Raw genomic sequence first — 21,148 nt, forward strand, 5'->3', positions numbered from 1 at the left:
TGGAATGACACAGTCCACCGCACAGATCCTTGACGGCAAGGCCACCGCCGCAGCCATCAAGGCAGAACTGACCACTCGCGTTTCTGTCCTCGCCGCCAAGGGAATCGTCCCCGGCCTGGGCACCATCCTGGTGGGTTCAGACCCCGGCAGCACTTGGTACGTCGGCGGCAAGCACAAGGACTGCGCCGAGGTAGGCATCCAGTCCATTCGCCGCGACCTCCCGGAGGACATTTCCCAGGAAGACCTCCTGAAGGTTGTCCGCGAACTCAACGAGAACCCCGAGTGCACCGGCTACATCGTCCAGCTGCCTCTCCCCAAGCACATTGACCAGGACGTCATCCTGGAGGCCATGGATCCGGACAAGGACGCCGATGGCCTGCACCCGATGAACCTCGGCCGCCTGGTTGCCAACGTCAACGGTGAAATGAAGTCCCCGCTTCCCTGCACGCCCAAGGGCTGTGTGGAGTTGCTCCGCCGCCACGGCATCGAGCTCAAGGGCAAGCGCGTCCTGGTGGTTGGCCGCGGCGTCACCATCGGCCGTCCCATCGGCCTCCTGCTCACGCGCAAGGAGGTCAACGCCACAGTGATCCTGGCACACACGGGAACGGTGGACCTGCCCGCAGAACTCAGGCAGGCCGACGTCGTGATCGCTGCAGCAGGCGTGCCGCACATGATCAAGGCCGAAGACCTCAAACCGGGCGCGATCGTGCTCGACGTCGGCGTCAGCCGCGTGGACGACGGCAACGGCAAGGCTGTGGTCACCGGAGACGTGGACCCGGCAGCTGCCGACGTCGCGGCTTGGATCTCCCCGAACCCCGGTGGCGTTGGCCCGATGACCCGCGCCATGCTGCTCGCCAACGTGGTGGAATCCGCGGAGCGCCAGGCTGGCATCGCCTAGCTCATACACCAACAGCAGGGCACCTACTCCCCACGGAGTAGGTGCCCTGCTCCGTTAACCGGACGACGCAGGCCGCGGACCAAAGCTAGGCTCGGGGTATGCAGCCCCATTCCCTTGGGCCCCAGCGATATCCAGGTCCCCGCCGCTTTGCTGGCCCGCCCACGAGTTTCATCGTCATCACGGTGGCCTTGATCCAAGTGGTAGGGACCCTGTCTGCCGCGAGCCATCAGGACGCTCCACGGCCCTTGGACGCACTGGCGTTCCTCCTGCTGCTGGCGGGTCCAGCCGCTTTGGCGTTCCGGAAACGGAAGCCCGCACTCATGCTTCCCGTGGCGCTGGTGGCCACCGGCACCTACCTGTGGCTGGGCTACGCCTGGGGGCCCATCGCGTTGTCCCTGGCACTGTCCATCATCCTGACGGCATCCGCCGGGCTGCGGTGGCAGGCGTGGTGGGGTGCCGGAATTGCCGCGGGCTCGGTGGTGCTGGCATCAGCCCTGGCCGGGGACGACAACTGGCCGCTTCGCGCTTCCGCGGGCGTAGCCTGGGCGGCCATCCTCGTGGTGCTGGGCGAGGGATTCCGACGGCGGCGCGACCGGTTCGCGGAATACCGGCGGCGTCGTGAGGAAGCCCGGAAGGCCGAACGCGATGAGTACCGACTCACCCTTGCCCGCGATATCCATGACGTTGTAGCCCATTCGTTGTCGATGATCAACGTGCAGGCCTCCGTGGCTTTGCATGTTGGCGCCGACGATCCCGAGAAGCTCAGGCCAGCCCTGGAGGCCATCAAAGCAGCCAGCAAGGAATCCCTCACCGAGGTCCGGCAGCTCCTGGGTGTGCTGCGGGAGGACGTCCCGCTGGCGCCGGCCGAACGGCCATCTCTGACCCGCGTTCCGGAGCTCGTGAAGAACGCCGAACTGGGAGGACTCACGGTGACCCTGTTGGACAACGCAAACCATCAGGATGCGGGGCCGGCCCAGCAGGAAGCTGCGTATCGGATCATCCAGGAGGCATTGACCAACGTTGGCAGGCACTCAGGCGCCCGATCCGCCGTCGTGCGGTTGGACAGCGGCGACACCGCACTAACGGTGCGGATCGACGACGACGGCACCGGCATGGGCGGGGCGCTCCCCGGCAACGGCCTCACGGGGATGCGGGAGCGGGCCACCGCCTTGGGCGGGACACTCACCCTCCACGGACTTCAGCCGGGCCTTCGCGTCGAAGCGATCCTGCCCGCAACTCCACACACAGAAGGAACCCTCCCGTGATCCGCATCCTCCTCGCCGACGACCAAACCCTCATACGGGCAGGTTTCCGCGCCCTCCTGGACGCGGAACCGGACATGGAAGTGGTGGGCGAGGCGGGTACCGGCCGCGACGCCGTCCGGCTGGCCGCGCATGAGAAGCCGGACGTCATCCTCATGGATATCCGGATGCCGGACGACGACGGCCTTACCGCCACGCGCAGAATCCTCTCGGACCCCGCGCTGGCAGGAACGCGCATCATCATCCTGACCACGTTCGAACTCGACGAGTACATCGCCGAAGCAGTCCGGGCAGGTGCTGCGGGGTTCCTGGTCAAGGACACCGAACCGGCCGAACTCATCCGGGCGGTCAGGGTAGTGCACGACGGCGATGCCCTGCTCTCGCCCTCAGTGACCCGGCGCATCATGGCCCAATTGGCATCGCAAAGCCGGGCAGCAGCCAAGGTGCTCCCTCTGGAGCAGATCACGGACCGCGAACGCGAAGTCCTGGCGCTGGTGGGTGAGGGGCTGAACAACGCCGAGATCGCCGAGCGCCTTTTCATCACGCCGTTGACCGCCAAGACCCATGTTTCGCGCATCATGACCAAGCTGATGGTCCGTGACCGCTCGCAACTGGTGGTCCTGGCCTACGAATCCGGTCTGGTCCGGCCGGGCTGGAGCAACTGACCAGTTGCCGCGGACTCCTCACGGAGTAGGGGCGGACGCCAAGGTGACTCCCGACGGCGGACGCCTCGCCCGGCGCCGGCGAGCAGACTCGAACCAGAGCCGAAAGACGGTTCACGCCGAGCATCGGCGGAGAGAGTTTGGATCACTGACATGTTCACCGCATTGACTTCAATCGTCGGGGAGAGCACCTCGCCCGGGGGAGCGCTGGCACAACTGCCTGCCACCGTCGTCGCGCATGGTCCCTGGGGAGATGGCGCGTACTGGCCGTTCTTCCTGCTGTTCCCGCTGTTCTGGATCCTTGTGATCTTCCTGTTCATTTTCGTGGGCCGGCGTGCCTGGCGGCGAAACCACCACTGGGCAGCCGCACAGGGTGCCGAGGGCGTACTGCGCGAGCGGTATGCGCGCGGCGAGATTGACGAGACCGAGTTCCGGCAGCGGCTGGAGGTACTGCGCTCGCAGCCGAACAGTTGACGAGTTCCCGCGCACCCCACAACCGAGAGGGCTCTTGCAAAAATATCTGCAAGAGCCCTTTCACATATTGTTCGGCGCTACTAGTCTGCTGAGGGTGCACAATGAAGCAACCCGCTCCGCAAAACCATCAGAAGCCTCGCAAGCCAGCACCGAAATGAACCGACCCACCGTTATCAGTGCGCGGAACCTCACCAAGACCTATGGTGAGCTCACCGCCGTGGACGATATCTCCTTCGATGTGCCCGCGGGGGAGTCCTTTGGCCTTCTGGGTCCCAACGGCGCCGGCAAATCCACCACCATGAAAATGATCGGTGGTGTCTCCCAGAGAACGTCGGGCACGCTCAACATCATGGGCCTTGACCCCGAAACGCACGGTCCGGAGGTCCGGGCGCACTTGGGCGTGGTCCCGCAGCAGGACAACCTCGACGAAGAGCTGAAAGTCCGCGAGAACCTGATCGTCTACGGTCGCTACTTTGGCTTGCCGCTGAGCTACCTGCGGCCCAAAGCCGATGAGCTGCTGGAGTTCGCGCAACTCACGGACAAGGCCAACTCCAAGGTGGATGCCCTCTCCGGCGGCATGAAGCGTCGCCTGACCATTGCGCGCTCCCTCATTAACGAGCCCCGGATCCTGTTGCTCGACGAGCCCACCACCGGCCTCGATCCGCAGGCCCGCCACATCCTGTGGGACCGCTTGTTCCGGCTCAAGGAAAGTGGCGTGACCCTGATCCTCACTACGCACTACATGGACGAGGCCGAGCAACTCTGCGATCGCCTGATCGTGGTGGACAAGGGCAGGATCATGGCCGAGGGTTCACCGGCCAGCCTGATCCGCGAGCATTCCTCGCGCGAAGTATTGGAGCTCCGGTTCGGATCCGAGCGGAACGGGACCATCGGCGTCGAACTTCAAGGCATTGGTGAGCGGCTCGAAACACTGCCTGACCGCGTGCTGATCTACACGCACGACGGCGAGGCCGCGCTGGAGCAGGTTTCCGCGCGCGGGCTGCACCCGATCACGTCGCTGGTGCGCCGCTCGTCCCTGGAGGACGTGTTCCTCCGGCTCACGGGCAGGAGCCTCGTTGACTGACAAGCACATCACGACGGCGGAGCAGTCGCCGCGGGCCCACTCACCTGCAGTTTCGGCCGCCAGGGCCCGACGCTGGGGTTCGTTTTTTTACGCGGAACAGGTGCTGCGCGTCATGCGTGGCTACGGCTGGTCCGTGTTTCTGTACAGCGTGGGGCAGCCGGTGGCCTACCTCTTCGCCATGGGCGTCGGCTTGGCCAGCCTGGTGGACGCCAACAGTGAATCGCTGTTCGGCGGGGTCAGTTACCTGGAGTTCGTGGCGCCGGCATTGCTCGTGTCCGCGGCGGTCATGACCGCGTCCGGGGAGTTTTCCTACCCGGTCATGGACGGTTTCAAATGGCGCCGTGTGTTTTACGGCCCGCATGCCTCACCCCTGATTCCGCAGCAGATTGCGAGCGGCCACATCATGGCCTGCACGCTCAGGTTCCTTCTGCAATCAGTGGTCTATTTCGCGGTGGTTGCCATGTTCGGCGCTTCGCCCAGTCCGTGGGGATGGGTGTCCGCTGTGGTCGCCACGGTTGCTGCCCTGTCCTTCGGCCTGCCCCTCATGGCGTACGCCTCCAGCATCACCCAGGACAAGGGGCAATTCGCTCTGGTGCAACGCTTCATCGTCATGCCGCTGTTCTTGTTTTCCGGAACGTTTTTCCCGCTGGATACCTTGCCGCTGGCCGTTCGCTGGATCGGCTGGATTTCTCCGGTGTGGCACGGAACGGAACTCGGCCGGGTGTTCACTTTCGGAATGGACGAAAACCCCTTGCTGACCATCACGCACGTGGTGTTCCTGCTGGCGACGACCAGTGCCGGTTGGGTCCTCACCCGGCGCCAGTTCGTCAAAAGGATGGGCTCATGAGCATCCTGACCGGTGGCCACAGCGCCACAGATGAGGCCCGCGAGCGGAAGTTTGGCCCCCTTTATTCACGCAACGCCAAGGCAGTGGTGGCGCGTGGGCTCATGGCGGCGAAGTCGAGTACGTGGCTGGTGCTGGTTTCCGGGTTCTTTGAGCCTGTGCTGTTCCTGTTGGCCATGGGCGTGGGGATGGGATCCATCGTAGGGACCGTGCAGGGACCGGGCGGCCAAGAGATCAGCTACGCGGCGTACATCGCACCTGCGCTGCTGGCGGTCTCGGCCATGAACGGTGCCATCTACGACTCCACGTGGAACGTCTTCTTCAAAATGAACTTCGCCAAGCTGTACCAAGGCATGCTCTACACGTCCTTAGGTCCCTTGGATGTGGCCATGGGCGAGATCTTCCTGGCCTTGCTCCGCGGCCTCCTGTACGCCACAGGATTCACCGCGGTCATGGGTGTCATGGGCCTCATCACCACGCCGTGGGCCATTCTGGTCATCCCGGCCTCCGTCCTGATCGCGTTCGGCTTCGCGAGCTTCGGCATGGGGATCACCAGCTTCATGAAGACCTTCCAGCAGATGGACTGGATCAACTTCTTCCTGCTGCCCATGTTCCTGTTCAGCGCCACGTTCTACCCGCTGAGCGTCTACCCCCAAGCGATCCAGTGGCTCATCCAGGCCATGCCGTTGTGGCACGGCGTGGAACTCCTACGCCAGATCAGCGTGGGCATGTTCAGCCCGGCGACTGCCATCCACGTGGGCTACTACCTGGTGATGATCGCGTTGGGCATCATGCTCACTACGGGACGGCTGCGCCACCTGTTCCTGAAGTGAGGAAGTCCTTGTGCGCAGGCGCCAGGTGCAGAGGCCCATCACGGTCAGCGCAGACACCGGGTAAATGACTGCGCGTGACTGCCCGGAAACTCCTCTGTTCGCCGTCCGTGGAAGCGGCGCGGGGCACCTGCCGGGGTTTGCGACAATTGGTACATGCAATCTCTCGGTGACCCGCACCCGTCCACGTCCGCATCCGGCAAGGGCATCCTCAAAGGCTTCCGCATCGGTGGCCTGGGGATGACTGTCGTTATCATCGCCTTCCTGGTGGCCGTCATCTTCGCGGCAAACCAGAACGACGTTGTGGGTTGGGTCGTCGCCGTAGTGTCCTTCGGCTGGCTCGCACTGGCCGCGTTCGTCGTCTTCAGCATTCAGAGGGCAGCAAAGCGGGCCGGGGCCAAGCTGACCGAAGCGCAGAATGCGTTCAACGCAGCAGCCGGCCGCGCGCCGTCGTCGTCCGCTGCTGACAGTGGTGGCACGCGTGTGGTCGCCGAACGCAGCCAAGCCGACGAGATCCGGGACCTCAAGTTGGACCACTCATTCAAGATCGTCCAGGTGCAGGTCCGGGTGGTGGACGAGGAACGCGCCAAGGGCGCAGCGGCTGACCAGGACACCATCAACCGCGCACTGGAGACGATCGCCATCACCGCCACCAACGCCCGGGACATGATCAAGTCCTCCGGCGGCTCTGACGAGCCCGTGGCCGGCACCATCATCGACTAGAGTAGAGCGGGTGAGCACGGCATTGAAGAAGGACTTCCTTCGCATCGCATCGGTCAACGTCAATGGCCTTCGGGCTGCCTACAAGAAGGGCATGGCGGAATGGCTGGAGCCCCGCGAGGTAGACATCCTCTGCCTGCAGGAAGTCCGTGCACCTGATGACGTCGTCAACACGCTGATCGGCGAGGGCTGGTACATCCTGCACGCCGAAGCCGAGGCCAAGGGCCGCGCGGGCGTGGCCATCGCTTCCCGTGAAGAGCCCACCGCCACGCGTGTTGGCATCGGCGATGACTACTTTGCTACCACCGGCCGTTGGGTCGAAGCCGACTACACCGTTAAGAACAGCGCCGGCGAGGCAGCCACGCTTTCGGTGGTCAGCGCCTACGTGCACTCGGGTGAAGCCGGGACGCCGAAGCAGGACGACAAATTCCGCTTCCTGGACGTCATGAGCACCCGCCTGCCAGAGCTCGCCAAGCACAGCGATCATGCGCTGGTGGTTGGCGACCTCAACGTCGGCCACACAGAACTCGACATCAAGAACTGGAAGGGCAACGTCAAACGTGCCGGCTTCCTGCCAGAGGAGCGGGCATACTTCGACCGCTTCTTCGGTGAAGAAATCGGATGGAGGGATGTCCACAGGGGCCTGGCAGGAAATGTCGAAGGCCCCTACACCTGGTGGTCCCAGCGCGGTAAGGCCTTTGACACTGACACAGGCTGGCGCATCGACTACCACATGGCCACTCCCGGCCTCGCAGCAGCCGCTTTCTCGGCTGTCGTGGACCGGGCGCCGTCGTGGGACACCCGCTTCTCCGACCACGCACCGCTGGTAGTCGACTACCGGCTCTAAGCCCCGAAAGTACTTCTTGATGACTAGCTCCACCACGGCTGAAACAGCCACCGTGACCACCGAAAAGCCCGTGACGTCCACCAAGCTCGCCGTTGGCGCCAAGCACCGTGTCCTGTCCGGCATGCAGCCGTCCGCCGACTCCTTGCACCTTGGCAACTACCTCGGTGCGTTGGTCAATTGGGTGCGGATGCAGGACGAGTACGACGCCGTCTTCTTCATTCCGGATCTGCACGCCATCACAGTGCCGCAGGACCCCGCCGAACTTGCGCACCGGACGCGCGTCACCGCAGCCCAGTACATCGCCGGCGGCGTGGACGTGGAAAAGTGCACGCTCTTTGTACAGTCCCAGGTTCCCGAGCACGCGCAGCTTGCGTGGGTCTTGAACTGCATCACCGGCATGGGCGAGGCCGGCCGGATGACGCAGTTCAAGGACAAGGCGCAGAAGCAGGGCTCGGACCACGCCAGTGTTGGCCTGTTCACGTACCCCATCCTGCAGGCTGCCGACATCCTCCTGTACCAGCCGCACGGCGTGCCCGTGGGTGAGGACCAGCGCCAGCATGTGGAGCTCAGCCGCGATCTGGCCAACCGTTTCAACAGCCGGTTTGGTGAGACATTCCAGGTTCCCGAGGCCTTCATTCAGAAGGAGTCGGCAAAGATCTACGATCTCCAGAACCCGACGGCCAAGATGTCCAAGTCCGCGGAATCGCCTGCAGGGCTCATCAACCTGCTGGATGACCCCAAGACGGTGGCCAAGCGCATCAAGTCCGCTGTCACCGACACCGAGACTGAGATCCGCTACGACCGTGAGAACAAGCCCGGCATCTCCAACCTGCTGACCATCTACTCGGCCATCAGCGGAACACCGGTCGAGAAGATTGTTGCTGACTACGAGGGCAAGATGTACGGCCACCTCAAGGTGGACCTTGCCGAGCTCGTTTCCGGACACCTCGCTCCCATCCGCGAACGCGCCAACCAGCTCCTGGCCGACCCCGCTGAACTCGACCGCCTCTTGGCACACGGTGCGGAGAAAGCCCGCGAAATCGCTTCGGCCACCCTCGCTGACGTCTATTCCAAGGTGGGCTTCCTGCCTTACCGCGGTGACCAGGGAGTCCGCTAAGTCCATGTGCGCCGCTGGCCAGCTCAACGTCAAGACCGACACCCCAACGGGTGTCGGTCCCGACGATTCGCGCCAGCCGGCCGTCACCGGCGGCGACTGCGGTGCCGGTGACGCCATGTGCGTTGGGGTGATTCTCGGTTTCCCGCCGGATATTGCCCGCGAACTGCAGGAGTGGCGGGCATCCTTCGGCGATCCCATGGCCGAGGTCATCCCGGCGCACATCACGCTCATCACCACCACGCCAACCCAGGACTGGGCCGCCACCCGGGACCACGTACGCGGCGTGGCCCGTGCACAAGAGCCTTTCACCATCACCATTTCGGGGACGGGTTCGTTCCGGCCCGTTTCGCCAGTGGTGTTCGTCAATGTCGAGGAAGGCTTTGAAGAGTGCGTGCAGTTGCACGAGAAGCTCCAGACAGGCCCGCTGGAGCGCCTTCTTCCCTTCCCGTACCACCCGCATGTCACCGTGGCCCATGACGTCGCCAAGGAAAACCTGGACGAGGCCGAAACGGTGCTCAGAGATTACCGGGCCACCTTCCCAGTGGTTAGCATGGGACTTTACGAGCACGACACCAATGGAATTTGGCAGCTACGGGAAGAGCTCGACTTTGGCGGCGACATTGACGAAGCACAGCAGGCGGAATCAACACCCACCGGCGGACACGCCTCCGCTGCCAACCGAGCTCGCAAAGCTTAAACTCGTCCTCCTTCATAAACGGCAGGACTGGGGCCACGCCCGGCGTGCCGGTGAAGGTTTGGCAAAGAAGGCATCTGCCTTCCTCGCACTCGTTCTCGCCAAACTGGGCACCAACCGCGCCATGCGTTCATGGCAGCACTATTCGCGCCAGCATGGTCCTCTGCTGAGTGCCGGCATCGGCTTCACCATGTTCTTCTCCGTCACTGGTCTCCTTACAACAGGTTTCGCCATCGCAGGCATCGTCCTCGGTGGGAACCCGGCACTCGAGGACGCCGTGATTGGCAGTGTCGCGTCGGCCGCGCCCGGTCTTCTGCAGGTAGATGGCGGCGAGGGCTTGGTTGATCCACATTCGCTGCTGAATCCTTCGGGCCTCGGATGGACCGCCGTCATTGCGGCGGCCGTCACCATCTTCACATCGTTGGGCTGGATTGCCAGCGTCAGGGAAGGGCTCCGCGGCGTCACGGATGCTGCGCCGCTCCAGCGCAACGGCATCCTTCAGAAACTGTTCGACGCCGGCACCCTGCTCCTCCTCGGCGTGATCCTGGTGGTCAGCGCCGGCATTTCCTTGGTCTTCGGTACTGCGGCAGGCTGGCTCATTGACCTGTTGCGGTTGGATGAATCCGTCGCGCAGCCGATTGCCGCCGTCGTGAAAATCGTGGTCCCCCTCTTGCTGAACTGCGCGACGGCGGCTGTACTGTTCCGCGGTGCCGGTGGACTCAAGCTGGGTCGCCAAGCGTTCCTTGAAGGCATGGTCCTGGCAGGGATCGGTACCACGGTCCTGCAGTTCTTCAGCACGGAGCTCCTTGCGCGAGCCGGCCAGAACCCGGTGCTGGCCTCATTCGCGATCATCATCGGCCTGCTCATCTGGTTCAACCTGGTGAGCCAGGTGTATCTTGTGTCGGCATCCTGGTCCGCCATTCGCGAGGCCGATCTGAAGGCGGGGGAGACCCCGCGCAAGAAGCTCCTCGGTTCACGCCGCGCGACACCCCAGACCTGACCCGCCCGTTCGGTTCCTTTCCTCGGAGGCGCTATGAACAACAAGCTATGGATCTGTTGCCTGCTGGGAGCTGCGGCGGGAATCGTGGTGGGTCAGCTCGTCTTCAAGTCCCCTTTTCTGGGCATCCTGGTCGGTCTCGGGCTTGGCGCGCTGGTGGGTGCGGGGATGGGACCGCGTCGCGGCTAAGGCACTACGGAGCCTGCACCAGCCCTTCCCACGCCACGGTCCAGTCAGCTGGGAAGCCCGGGGCATGACGGTCCGGTCCGTTGTCCCACCCCGCAGCCATCAGTGCGACGGCGGACAGGAGCCCGCCGTTGCCCGGCAGGTAGAGCGGCAGCGAGTCCGTCTGGCGGTTGTGTCCGTTGGCCAGGACGGTGTTCTTGCCGGCTTCCAACAGCAAGGCGTCGACGGCGGCTTGGGGGTCTTCCAGCCTGGCTGCCGTCATGGCCATGACCGGGTAGTCCCAGCCCCACGTGCTGCCCCAATCCCAGTCAGCCAGGACATCGGCGAGCGTCGCGCGCATGATGTCCTGCTCGATCAGGTCTGTCTGGGGCAACACGCCAAGTGCGCACAGCATTGATGGGTGGTCCGTGCGGATGGTGAAGGGTTCGACGTCGATCGCGGCGTAAACCCCGTCGATCACCCTTGGGCGAACCAAGCCGTCCGCCACGGCGGACCATTCCTGAACCGGCTCAAGGCCCAGGCGTTCCCGCCATGCAGCCGCAGTCCTGAGCCCCCACTGCCAATAGCCCAGCTCGAACGTGGGATTCGTGACCTGACTCCTCATGGAACCGTAGCTTTCCTGCGCCGGAATCAGCGGCGGCCCTAGTTCGAAGCCGCGGGCTGTGGGATGGGCAAAGCTTGCCATGAAAGCGGCGGACTCGAAGACGATTTCCGCGAACTCTTCCAACACATCAAGGCTCGGATTGGCGCGGTACACCAGCTCGGCCAGATGGATCGGGTGGGGTTGCTGCCAAATGAGGAAAGTCCCGATCGGGCTGGGGCTTTCCCGACCGTCCGGACCCACTTGCTTGGGCCAGCGAACGCCCCCGAAACCTTGCGCCTTGGCGGTCTCCCTGGATGCTTCCAGCACAGTGGAATACCAGCGCAGCGATGGCAGCAGCAGTTCCGCGCGATTCCAGTGTGCAAAGTGGGCGGCATGCCACCAGTGCATTTCCACGTGGAAGCGACCGCGCCACGAGTTGCAGACCAGTCCTGTTTCTTGCGGAGGCAACGAGCCCGAGCAATTGATGGCCGTCAGATACTGGGACAGAACGATTCTGCGCTCCAACTCTTTGGCCCTGGGGTCGTCCGTTGCGTCGAGCTCGATCGCGCCGCCAGAGGACCAGAACGCCGGCCAGTAGGCTTCTGCTGCCGCGACGACGCGGCCGGCCGCTGAATGCCGGCCACCTACGGGTTCGTTTCCTGAAGGACGCCCGACGGCGGTGGAGGCTTCGACCTTGAGCCCGGGCGTGGTTGCCACCTGGCTTAGCCGGTTGTTGCCCCTCGGCACACAGCCGCCGTCCCCCGCGGAAATGAAGGCAAGGGAGAGGTCCAGAACCGTGGGCTGGTCAGCCTCTGTCTGCCTCCGGGGTTTGATGCTCAGCTGATGCTGACCGGTCTGTTCAACCGTGAGGTCCGTTCCGGTGATGATCACCTGGTAGCGGGAATCGTCGAGTTCACGGGCAGTGGCCCATGTTGTGGCCCCGTTGATGTATTCCGACGCTTCAGGCGTGCGGAGCCGGGTGGTGTGGGCGTCCGGGCTGTCCCAATCGGCCGCGTCGTGCCACGCTTCCGAGCCGTACGGAAAGCCGACGCCAATCAGCAACCCTTCGCCCAGCGCAGGGGACTCTACGCGAAGTCCGAGCTCGTCGCGGTCGGGGTGGCACGCCGTCGTTACCGTCACGGGCTGACCCGCGAGCGTGAAGCGGCTGGTGACCACACCAGTCCAGAGATCGAGAGTTTGCTCAGCATCGGAAACGTCTGCCGGCGTGAGTGCGCGCTCAGTGCCGTCCTCCATGAGTTTGAAGCCGATGCGGGCCAGGTCAAGGCGGTGTGGGTTTGCCCGGAGCCAGGTTTCAGCCTCGGAGGGATCGGTTTCGCGGTCGTTCACAATCTCGCCCACCATGTCCACGTAGGGGACCGGGCCTCGGGGGGATTCGTAGAGGACCGTGGAGCCTGCAAGTTCGTACGGCTGCGCCGGCGGGGTTGCATGCCAGCCCCACTGTGCCTGGGTGCCGAGGAGCGTTCCCGGCGGCAAGTCGTCGCGGGCTCCCACCGGGTAGGCGTCCGGCAGCGATTGGAGTCCAGTGAGGTCCACCGTGAAGGCAAACTCGCCGTTCCCAACGGAGACTGGGCTCCTCGGATCAAGGCTTTGCTGCCTGACGTTGTGGCGCCGGACGAGTTCCTTCCTGTTGATGGAATTCGTGGACAATGCCGCGGAGTCCGGACGATGAGTGGTGTTGGGGCTGTGCATTGCGTGGATCACGCTCCGGTGGATTCTGAGTCGAGTATTACGGTGCTGTCGAGTTCGAGCAGCCTGTGGAAGGTTGCGCGTTCGTGGGGGCTGTTGTTCGGTTGGTGGAGGGTGAGGAACAGCGAGCCATCCAGGTTGCGGGCGATCATTCCGTGGCCGCCGTCGGTCTTCCACAAGGGCTCGGCTTCCTGGATCCACGGGCCGAGTACTGTCCCGGACTCGCTGCGTGCCACGCCCATTGCATAGCCCTGGGCCCCGAAGCTGGACCACAACATGATGAGATTGCCGCTGCTGAGCCTGAAGAGGAAGGGTCCGTCGGTGACATGGACGGGGAATGCGAGGTCCCGCACTGAGGGAGCATCGAGTGGTAGTGACCATTCGGCCTCCGAGGCACTGAACAGGAACACCGGAACGCCCTCCGCTGTACGGAGGTTGGGACTGAGACGCTGGGCCAGCACGGCGCCGTCGTGGATTTGCTTCCACTCGTGGCAGAAGACCAGCCATGGTATTCCGTCGGCGTCCACATGCAGAGTGCCGTCAAGGCATTGCCAGTTGACCGGGGTCACCGGTCCCTCGCTCCACGGCGAGTAAGGACCTTCAGGATTCTCGGCAGAAAGTATCTGTGTTCCGCGGAAATGACCAGGAGCCGTGAAGGTGGCAAACATGAAGTAGCGTCCGTGGTACTCGTGAACCTCGGGAGCCCAGTACTGCTCCCGGCTCCAGAAATCGTCCGAGGGCCTGAAAGCGGGAAGGGGGCCTTCCCAGGTGAAAAGGTCCCTGCTCCTGTAGCAATCGAATCCCGTGGCGGGACCGGACCAGATGTTCTTGTCCGTGCTGCCGAAGAGCAGATATTCACCGGATTCCGGCAGGGTGAGGACAAAGGGATCCCTGATTTGGATCTGGTCCAACTGTGGCGACAACGGGGGCTCCTCTGGAATCCAAATAGTTCATATTCAAAACTATTGACGAATATACACCGCCTTGATACGTTTCAGGAACCGTTTTCTTGAGCCTGAAAGAAGCTTACCCAATGACGCGTAAATCACTCCGAACCATCCGAAAGTCAGTAGCGTTCATAGCAGCCATCAGCATGCTGGGGCTCACCGCAGCCTGTTCCAGCCCCTCGTCGAACCAGCCCGAGGATGGCCCCGTCGAAATCCGTTTCTCGTGGTGGGGCAATGCCAACCGTGCCGAGCTGACCAACAAAGCCATCAAGGAGTTCGAAGCCGCAAACCCCAACATCAAAGTCAAGCCTGAGTACGGAGACATCGGTGGCTACTTCGACAAGTTGGCCACGCAGGTGGCCGCAAACGATGCCCCCGACGTCATCACGATGGGCGGAGCCTACCCCGCCGAATACGCCAATCGTGGCGCGCTGCTGGATCTGTCAAAGGTCAATGGTTCCCTTGACCTGACCAAGATGGACCAAGGGGCGTTGGAGAACGGGCAGGTCCAAGGCAAGCAATACGGTGTGTCCACCGGCGCCAACGCACTGGCTATCGTGCTCAACCCCGCCGTCTTCCAGGCCGCCGGCGTCGAACTCCCGGACGACAGCAAGTGGTCCTGGGACGATTTCGCCAAGATAGCGGGCGACGTCACGGCCAAGAGCCCCAAGGGAACTTACGGGACAGCGACTGTCCTCACACATGATTCGCTGGACGCCTTCGCACGCCAGCGGGGCAAGTCCCTGTACACCCAGGATGGCCAGCTCGGCCTCGATAAGGACACGGTCCAGGCCTACTTCGACTACTCCCTTAAGCTCAGTGAGTCCGGGGCCGCGCCGAGCGCTTCGGAGACTGTGGAAAAGCTGAACGTCAGTACTGAACAGACCCTCATGGGTATGGGGAAAGCCGGCATGATGCTGACGTGGAGCAACTCCCTCAGCGCCCTCAGCAAGGCCTCCGGTGCCGACTTGAAGCTCCTCAAACTCCCCGGCGAGAACCCGACGCCCGGCATCTGGCTGCAGTCCTCGCAGTTCTACACCATCTCCGCACGCAGCAAGCACACTGACGCTGCGGCCAAGTTGGTGAGCTTCCTGGTCAACAATGAAGCAGCGGCCAAGATTATTCAGAGTGACCGTGGCGTCCCCAGCAACGCGGGCATGCGCACGGCCATCCAGGATCTGCTCACACCGCAGGGCAAGGTTGAAGCCGGCTACATCGACCAGATCGGCAAGATGGACTTCGCTCCCACGTTCATCGGGCCCACTGGGTCAACCGCTGTCTCGGAGATCACCGCGCGCATCAACACCGAGGTTCTCTTCAAGCGTCTCACCCCGGAGAAGGCGGCCGAGCAGTGGATCAGCGAAAGCAAGGCAGCCATCGGCAAATAGCCAATGACAACGCGGGGTCACTTAGGGCCCATCCGGAGGCGGATTATGGGCCCTAAGTGACCCCGCGTTGCTTTAGTCTGTGGGCGTCCGGTTCTCCAGGTAGGGATCCGCCCATGCGCTGATGATGCGGGCCACCCGGGCTGCCTGGCCTTTGCCCGTGAGGAGGTGCTCGCTGCCCTCCAAGGAGATGAAGCTCCTGGGGTGCCGGGCCGTCCGGAAGATTTCGCTGGCGTTGTCGATCCCCACGGTGTTGTCCGTAGGGGAGTGCATCACCATCAGGGGCTTGTGCAGTGTCCGGATGCAGTCGCGGAGGTCGGCACGCTCCACGTCTTCCACAAAGTGGCGGCGGATCTCCATGGGACGTCCGCCCAGATCCACCACGGCGCTGCCGTCACGCAGGATGGTGCCGATCTCGGCGTCGAACATGTGCTCAACATGCTTTGGTTCGAAAGGTGCGCCGACGGTCACCACCGCGTTCAGTCCAGGAATGTCGCGGGCCGCTGCGAGGACGGCGGCGCCGCCGAAGGAGTGACCCACCAGCAGGGAGATCTCCTTCCCCTGCTCGCGCATGAACGCCGCGGCGAGGATCGTGTCGGCCACCTTGACGCTGAACGAGCCCGAGGACCATTCTCCGGCGGAGCCACCCAGGCCGAGGTTGTCGAACCGAAGCATGCCCACACCCTGCTCTGCGAGCCCTTTGCAGATTCGAGAGGCAGCAGGGCTGTCCTTGCCCAGTGTGAGTCCGTGCGAGTACACGCCCCAGCCGCGCACGGGGCCCTCTGGAACGTCCACGATGCCGGCCAACAGGTCGCCGGTGCTTCCCTGGAAACTGATCTTCTCAGAACGTGGCATGCTGCTCTCCTTTTTCTTGCGGCTGTATTAAACGACGACGGCGCCGCTCACCATGAGTGGTGAGCGGCGCCGTCGTCGTGCTGTCCTTCAGTACCTCAGTGGTCCTGGTGAACTAGATCTTGCGGGCCAGAATGGCCTGCTTGACCTCGGCAATTGCCTGAGTCACCTGGATGCCACGCGGGCAGGCTTCGGAGCAGTTGAAGGTGGTGCGGCAGCGCCACACGCCTTCTTTGTCGTTGAGGATCTCAAGGCGCATGTCGCCTGCGTCATCACGGGAGTCGAAAATGAAGCGGTGCGCGTTGACGATCGCAGCCGGACCAAAGTACTGGCCATCGGTCCAGAAGACCGGGCAGGACGAGGTGCAGGCAGCGCAGAGGATGCACTTGGTGGTGTCATCGAAGCGCTCACGGTCCTCAACGGACTGCAGGCGTTCCTTGGTGGGTTCGTGGCCCTTGTTGATCAGGAACGGCATGACTTCACGGAAGGACTGGAAGAACGGCTCCATGTCCACGATCAGGTCCTTCTCCACGGGGAGGCCCTTGATCGGTTCAACGGTGATGGGCTTGGTGGTATCCAGGTCCTTCAGCAGCGTCTTGCAGGCAAGCCGGTTACGGCCGTTGATGCGCATGGCATCGGAGCCGCAGACGCCGTGGGCGCAGGAGCGACGGAATGAAACGGAGCCGTCGATTTCCCACTTGACCTTGTGCAGGGCATCCAGCACACGGTCGGTGCCGTACATGGTCAGCTTGTAGTCGTCCCAGCGTGCTTCTTCCGAAATTTCGGGATCGTACCGGCGGACGCGCAGCGTGATGTGGAAGGTGGGGATTTCACCGTCACCGGCTACGCTCGCGGGAAGCTCGATCTTGGAAGCGGGTTCTGCCATTTCGGTAGTCATCAGTACTTACGCTCCATCGGCTCGTAACGGGTAAAGACAACGGGCTTGGTCTCGAGACGGATGCCCGCAACGGATTCGGCCGACGAGTCGACGGTAACGGAGTTGTCCAGGTAAGCCATGGAGTGCTTCATGAACTTTTCGTCGTCGCGGTCCGGGAAGTCCTCGCGGTAGTGGCCACCACGTGACTCTTCACGGTGCAATGCACCGACGGTCATGACCTTTGCCATGTCCAGCAGGAAGCCAAGTTCAACGGCTTCCAGCAGGTCCAGGTTGAAGCGCTTGCCCTTGTCCTGGACCGTCACGTTCTTGTAGCGCTCCTCGAAGGAGGCGATGTCGCTGAGGACCTGCTCCAAGGATTCCTTGGTGCGGAACACCTGCATGTTGGCGTCCATGGTGTCCTGCAATTCCTTGCGGATCTGGGCGACACGCTCGGTGCCGTTGCCGTTGAGCAGGCCACTCAGGATGCCACGCGTCATGGCTTCCGGATCCTCGGGCAGCTCGACGAAGTCGGCGGTCTTGGAGTACTCGGCGGCGGCGATACCGGCGCGCTTACCGAAGACGTTGATGTCCAGGAGCGAGTTGGTACCGAGACGGTTGGAGCCGTGGACGGACACGCAAGCGACTTCACCGGCTGCGTAGAGGCCCGGCACGATCGTGTCGTTGTCCTGCAGGACTTCGGTGGTGATGTTCGTGGGGATGCCACCCATGGCGTAGTGCGCCGTGGGGAACACCGGAACCGGATCGGTGAACGGCTCCACACCCAGGTAGGTGCGGGCGAATTCGGTGATGTCCGGAAGCTTGGCCTCGATGTGCGCAGGCTCAAGGTGGGTCAGGTCCAGGAGGACGTAGTCCTTGTTCGGGCCACAACCGCGGCCTTCACGGACTTCGTTGGCCATGGCGCGGGCAACGATGTCACGGGGAGCAAGGTCCTTGATGGTGGGGGCGTAACGCTCCATGAAGCGTTCACCCTCGGAGTTACGCAGGATGGCACCTTCACCGCGGGCACCTTCGGTGAGGAGGATGCCCAGGCCTGCAAGACCGGTCGGATGGAACTGGAAGAACTCCATGTCTTCCAGGGGGATGCCGCGGCGGAACGCGATGCCCATGCCGTCGCCAGTGAGCGTGTGCGCGTTGGAGGTGGTCTTGAAGACCTTGCCGGCGCCACCGGATGCGAACACCACGGACTTGGCCTGGAAGACGTGCAGTTCGCCGGAAGCGAGGTCGTAGGAGACCACGCCTGCTACGCGCTTCTGCTTGTACGGGGTACCGTCTTCGCGGACTGCGTCTTCTTCGACGATCAGGAGGTCGAGGACGTAGTACTCGTTGTAGAACTCGACGTTGTGCTTGACGCAGTTTTGGTAAAGGGTCTGCAGAATCATGTGGCCGGTGCGGTCGGCTGCGTAGCAAGCACGGCGGACCGGAGCCTTGCCGTGATCGCGGGTGTGGCCACCGAAGCGACGCTGGTCAATGCGGCCCTCGGGCGTGCGGTTGAAGGGCAGACCCATCTTCTCCAGGTCCAGCACGGCGTCGATGGCTTCCTTCGCCATGACCTCTGCTGCGTCCTGGTCAACCAGGTAGTCGCCACCCTTGATGGTGTCAAAGGTGTGCCATTCCCAGTTGTCTTCTTCGACGTTGGCCAGTGCTGCACACATGCCACCCTGGGCTGCACCGGTGTGCGAGCGGGTGGGGTAGAGCTTGGTCAGTACCGCTGTGCGTGCGCGCTGGCCGGATTCGATCGCGGCGCGCATGCCGGCGCCACCGGCACCGACGATGACGACGTCGTACTTATGGACCTGCATACCAGATGCTCTTTCTCTCAAATTCAGATGGTCGGCGGAGAACTGCTCCGCTTAGTGAGGTGCTGGCGGCCGGGGCTGCCTGCACCGCGGGAGCCGTTACGGCGCCGGGCAGAAACCGCCAGGCAGCTGAACGCCGTCGACGACGGGGCACGGGTTGAAGGTGAAGATCACCAAGGTGCCGAGGATGATGATGACGGCCGTGGCGGCGTAGAGGACAACCTTGAGCCAGAAGCGCGTGGCGTCCTTTTCCGCGTAGTCGTTGATGATGGTGCGGACACCGTTGGTGCCGTGCAGCATGGCCAGCCACAGCATGGCGAGGTCCCAGAACTGCCAGAAGGGATCGGCCCATTTACCGGCCACAAAGCCGAAGTCGATGGCGTGGATGCCCTCGCCGACCAGCAGGTTCACGAAGAGGTGGCCGAAGATGAGGACCACCAGGACGATGCCGGACAGGCGCATGAACAGCCATGCGATCATCTCGAAGTTGCCCCGGCTGCTGCCGGTGCGGTTGTACTTGGGGGCAATCTTGCCCGAACGTGGGGACTGGATAGTCGTCATGGCTTAGTGGCCTCCCAGCGCAAGGGAAAGGTGGCGGATAGCGAAAGCTGCGAACGTGACCAGCCACAGTGCAAGTACGATCCACAGCATCTGGCGCTGGTACTTCGCGCCCTTCTTCCAGAAGTCGATGGCGATGACCCGCAGGCCGTTGAAGGCGTGGAAGACGATCGCAGCGACCAGGCCCGTTTCACCCAGGGCCATCAGGGGGTTCTTGTATGCGCCAATAACGGCGGTGTAGGCCTCAGGGGACACGCGCACCAATGAGGTGTCCAGCACATGGACCAACAAGAAGAAAAAGATCACTACACCGGTAATACGGTGTCCAACCCAGGACCACATGCCTTCACGGCCGCGGTACAAGGTGCCAGCTGGTTTTGTCGGCACTGAATAAACCTTCCTGCAACACAGCGGCGCTGGCATGGGATCCACGCGGGGGGAACGCCTGCTGCGAGAGCACTCGTAGCTCAGGCCTAAATCTAGGCTTCGCTTACAGCTTATTCAATTTAGGACGGGCTTCTCTGGTTGTTAAATCCATGTTGCTTGCCTGAATTTCAGTGATTTCCCGGGAATCGTGAGACGAAGGCCACACGGAAGGCAATCTGCCGGGGCTTCCAGCCGCGTCAGATAAAGTGTTGCGGTGAGTACAGACGACGCGACATTCCCGGAATCTCCCTTGAGCCGTTTCCATGCGGTCATTCCGGCGGGCGGTGTGGGGACCCGGCTTTGGCCACTCTCGCGTGCCGCTGCGCCCAAGTTCCTCCATGACCTGACCGGTTCCGGAAGCACCCTCCTGAGGGCCACCTATGACCGCCTTGAGCCGCTTGCCGGCGAGCGGGTCCTTGTGGTCACCGGTGAAGCGCACCGCGCAGCCGTGTGCCGGCAGTTGCCGGAGGTCGGCGACGATGAACTCGTGCTCGAAAGCGAGCCGAAGGATTCCGGGGCTGCGATCGGCCTCGCCGCCTCAATCCTGCATCGCCGCGATCCCAACACCATCATGGGTTCGTTCGCCGCTGACCAGGTCATCAGCCCCGATGACCTCTTCCAGGAGACGGTTCGCGAAGCCATTTACACCGCAGCCTCGGGCAAGATCGTGACCATCGGCATCAAGCCCACGCATCCTTCCACCGGTTTTGGCTACATCCGTTCCGGCGTGGCGCTGAACGTGGAGGGTGCACCGAACGCCTTGACCGTGGCTGAGTTCGTGGAGAAGCCGAGCGAGGAAGTCGCCCGGAAATATGTTGAAGCAGGAGACTACGTCTGGAACGCAGGCATGTTCGTGGCACCCGTTGCCCTCATGCTGAAGCACCTTGAAGCCAACCAGCCGGAACTCTTTGCCGGACTGCAGGAAATTGCGGATGCCTGGGACACGCCCCGGCGCGCGGAAGTAACGGCCCGCATCTGGCCGACGCTGCCCAAGATTGCCATCGACTACGCCGTAGCCGAGCCCGCAGCGGCAGCCGGCGACGTCGCCGTCGTACCTGGTACTTTCCGGTGGGACGACGTCGGCGACTTTGCTGCCATCGGTCGCCTTAACAACGCCGGCGACGTCGACGAAGTCACCGTGCTGGGTGAAGGCGCCCGCGTGTTCGCGGAGAACGCCAGCGGCGTGGTGGTCTCGGACACGAAGCGTGTGATCGCGCTGATCGGCATCAAGGATGTCGTCATTGTGGACACGCCGGACGCGCTGCTGGTGACCACCAAGGAGCACGCCCAGTTGGTCAAGGGAACGGTTGATGCCCTGAAGGCCAGCGGCGATACCGACGTGCTGTAGCCCGGGTAAAACCGGAGCCTGCTTATACCGTGA

22 protein-coding genes are annotated in these 21,148 nt (G+C 63.2%); 15 read left to right on the forward strand and 7 right to left on the reverse strand.

Translation table 11 applies throughout. The features are described 5' to 3' along the window. The first annotated feature begins 4 nt into the window (after positions 1-4). The 13 genes from ACIQC5_RS05770 (at position 5) to ACIQC5_RS05830 (ending at position 10,618) form a co-directional block, all read left to right on the forward strand. Positions 5-898: a bifunctional methylenetetrahydrofolate dehydrogenase/methenyltetrahydrofolate cyclohydrolase gene (locus tag ACIQC5_RS05770; RefSeq protein WP_400279309.1), complete on the forward strand. Its 894-nt coding sequence runs from the start codon at positions 5-7 to the stop codon at positions 896-898. Positions 899-996: 98 nt separating this feature from the next. After that, on the forward strand, positions 997-2,163 hold the full coding sequence (locus ACIQC5_RS05775) for a sensor histidine kinase (protein ID WP_400279311.1): 1,167 nt from the start codon (positions 997-999) through the stop codon (positions 2,161-2,163). Then, positions 2,160-2,825, forward strand: a complete 666-nt coding sequence (locus tag ACIQC5_RS05780; RefSeq protein ID WP_400279313.1) for a response regulator — start codon at positions 2,160-2,162, stop codon at positions 2,823-2,825. Before ACIQC5_RS05775 ends, ACIQC5_RS05780 begins: the two co-directional genes overlap by 4 nt. A gap of 150 nt (positions 2,826-2,975) precedes the next feature. Then, a complete protein-coding gene (locus ACIQC5_RS05785; protein WP_400279316.1) occupies positions 2,976-3,296 on the forward strand; it encodes an SHOCT domain-containing protein in 321 nt (106 codons plus the stop codon). 154 nt (positions 3,297-3,450) lie between these two features. Next, positions 3,451-4,380: an ABC transporter ATP-binding protein gene (locus ACIQC5_RS05790; protein WP_400280140.1), complete on the forward strand. Its 930-nt coding sequence runs from the start codon at positions 3,451-3,453 to the stop codon at positions 4,378-4,380. Then, positions 4,373-5,227, forward strand: coding sequence for an ABC transporter permease (locus ACIQC5_RS05795; RefSeq protein WP_400279319.1), 855 nt, complete (start codon positions 4,373-4,375; stop codon positions 5,225-5,227). Before ACIQC5_RS05790 ends, ACIQC5_RS05795 begins: the two co-directional genes overlap by 8 nt. Further along, positions 5,224-6,057, forward strand: coding sequence for an ABC transporter permease (locus ACIQC5_RS05800; RefSeq protein WP_400279321.1), 834 nt, complete (start codon positions 5,224-5,226; stop codon positions 6,055-6,057). The genes ACIQC5_RS05795 and ACIQC5_RS05800 overlap by 4 nt, the downstream gene beginning before the upstream one ends. Positions 6,058-6,210: 153 nt before the next feature. Beyond that, a complete protein-coding gene (locus ACIQC5_RS05805) occupies positions 6,211-6,777 on the forward strand; it encodes a hypothetical protein (protein WP_400279324.1) in 567 nt (188 codons plus the stop codon). A gap of 10 nt (positions 6,778-6,787) precedes the next feature. Next, complete coding sequence (locus tag ACIQC5_RS05810; protein WP_400279326.1) at positions 6,788-7,621, forward strand: exodeoxyribonuclease III; 834 nt, start codon at positions 6,788-6,790, stop codon at positions 7,619-7,621. Between the two features lie 19 nt (positions 7,622-7,640). Continuing rightward, a complete protein-coding gene (gene trpS / locus ACIQC5_RS05815; protein WP_400279329.1) occupies positions 7,641-8,738 on the forward strand; it encodes a tryptophan--tRNA ligase in 1,098 nt (365 codons plus the stop codon). A gap of 4 nt (positions 8,739-8,742) precedes the next feature. Next, complete coding sequence (locus tag ACIQC5_RS05820) at positions 8,743-9,435, forward strand: 2'-5' RNA ligase family protein (RefSeq protein ID WP_400280142.1); 693 nt, start codon at positions 8,743-8,745, stop codon at positions 9,433-9,435. Beyond that, complete coding sequence (locus ACIQC5_RS05825; RefSeq protein WP_400279331.1) at positions 9,347-10,432, forward strand: YihY/virulence factor BrkB family protein; 1,086 nt, start codon at positions 9,347-9,349, stop codon at positions 10,430-10,432. The genes ACIQC5_RS05820 and ACIQC5_RS05825 overlap by 89 nt, the downstream gene beginning before the upstream one ends. Before the next feature lie 33 nt (positions 10,433-10,465). Then, positions 10,466-10,618, forward strand: a complete 153-nt coding sequence (locus tag ACIQC5_RS05830; protein ID WP_400279334.1) for a hypothetical protein — start codon at positions 10,466-10,468, stop codon at positions 10,616-10,618. Between the two features lie 4 nt (positions 10,619-10,622). Here the strand turns inward: ACIQC5_RS05830 and ACIQC5_RS05835 are convergent, their stop codons facing one another. Continuing rightward, a complete protein-coding gene (locus ACIQC5_RS05835; protein ID WP_400280144.1) occupies positions 10,623-12,908 on the reverse strand; it encodes a hypothetical protein in 2,286 nt (761 codons plus the stop codon). Between the two features lie 8 nt (positions 12,909-12,916). Beyond that, positions 12,917-13,828, reverse strand: coding sequence for a glycoside hydrolase family 43 protein (locus ACIQC5_RS05840; protein ID WP_400279336.1), 912 nt, complete (start codon positions 13,826-13,828; stop codon positions 12,917-12,919). A gap of 110 nt (positions 13,829-13,938) precedes the next feature. Here ACIQC5_RS05840 and ACIQC5_RS05845 point away from each other — a divergent pair, with 110 nt between their 5' ends. Further along, a complete protein-coding gene (locus tag ACIQC5_RS05845; RefSeq protein WP_400279338.1) occupies positions 13,939-15,240 on the forward strand; it encodes an ABC transporter substrate-binding protein in 1,302 nt (433 codons plus the stop codon). A 72-nt stretch (positions 15,241-15,312) separates the two neighbouring features. On the opposite strand, the gene ACIQC5_RS05850 is transcribed toward ACIQC5_RS05845, so the two are convergent. From ACIQC5_RS05850 to sdhC, 5 genes are all read right to left on the reverse strand, one after another. Further along, positions 15,313-16,092, reverse strand: a complete 780-nt coding sequence (locus tag ACIQC5_RS05850; protein WP_400279341.1) for an alpha/beta hydrolase — start codon at positions 16,090-16,092, stop codon at positions 15,313-15,315. A gap of 112 nt (positions 16,093-16,204) precedes the next feature. Further along, positions 16,205-16,987, reverse strand: coding sequence for a succinate dehydrogenase iron-sulfur subunit (locus ACIQC5_RS05855; protein ID WP_224091531.1), 783 nt, complete (start codon positions 16,985-16,987; stop codon positions 16,205-16,207). Further along, positions 16,987-18,786, reverse strand: coding sequence for a succinate dehydrogenase flavoprotein subunit (sdhA, locus tag ACIQC5_RS05860; RefSeq protein ID WP_400279345.1), 1,800 nt, complete (start codon positions 18,784-18,786; stop codon positions 16,987-16,989). Before sdhA ends, ACIQC5_RS05855 begins: the two co-directional genes overlap by 1 nt. Positions 18,787-18,882: 96 nt before the next feature. Then, complete coding sequence (locus ACIQC5_RS05865) at positions 18,883-19,344, reverse strand: succinate dehydrogenase hydrophobic membrane anchor subunit (protein ID WP_400279347.1); 462 nt, start codon at positions 19,342-19,344, stop codon at positions 18,883-18,885. A 3-nt stretch (positions 19,345-19,347) separates the two neighbouring features. Next, positions 19,348-19,728 (reverse strand): succinate dehydrogenase, cytochrome b556 subunit, encoded by a 381-nt coding sequence (gene sdhC / locus ACIQC5_RS05870; RefSeq protein WP_400279350.1) that lies wholly within the window; start codon positions 19,726-19,728, stop codon positions 19,348-19,350. A gap of 253 nt (positions 19,729-19,981) precedes the next feature. On the opposite strand from sdhC, the gene ACIQC5_RS05875 reads away from it, so the two are divergent. Then, entirely contained in the window at positions 19,982-21,115 is a 1,134-nt protein-coding gene (locus tag ACIQC5_RS05875; protein ID WP_400279353.1) for a mannose-1-phosphate guanylyltransferase, read from the forward strand. Positions 21,116-21,148: the final 33 nt, after the last annotated feature.

It is taken from the genome of Paenarthrobacter sp. NPDC092416 (assembly GCF_044755025.1).
Taxonomy (GTDB): domain Bacteria; phylum Actinomycetota; class Actinomycetes; order Actinomycetales; family Micrococcaceae; genus Arthrobacter.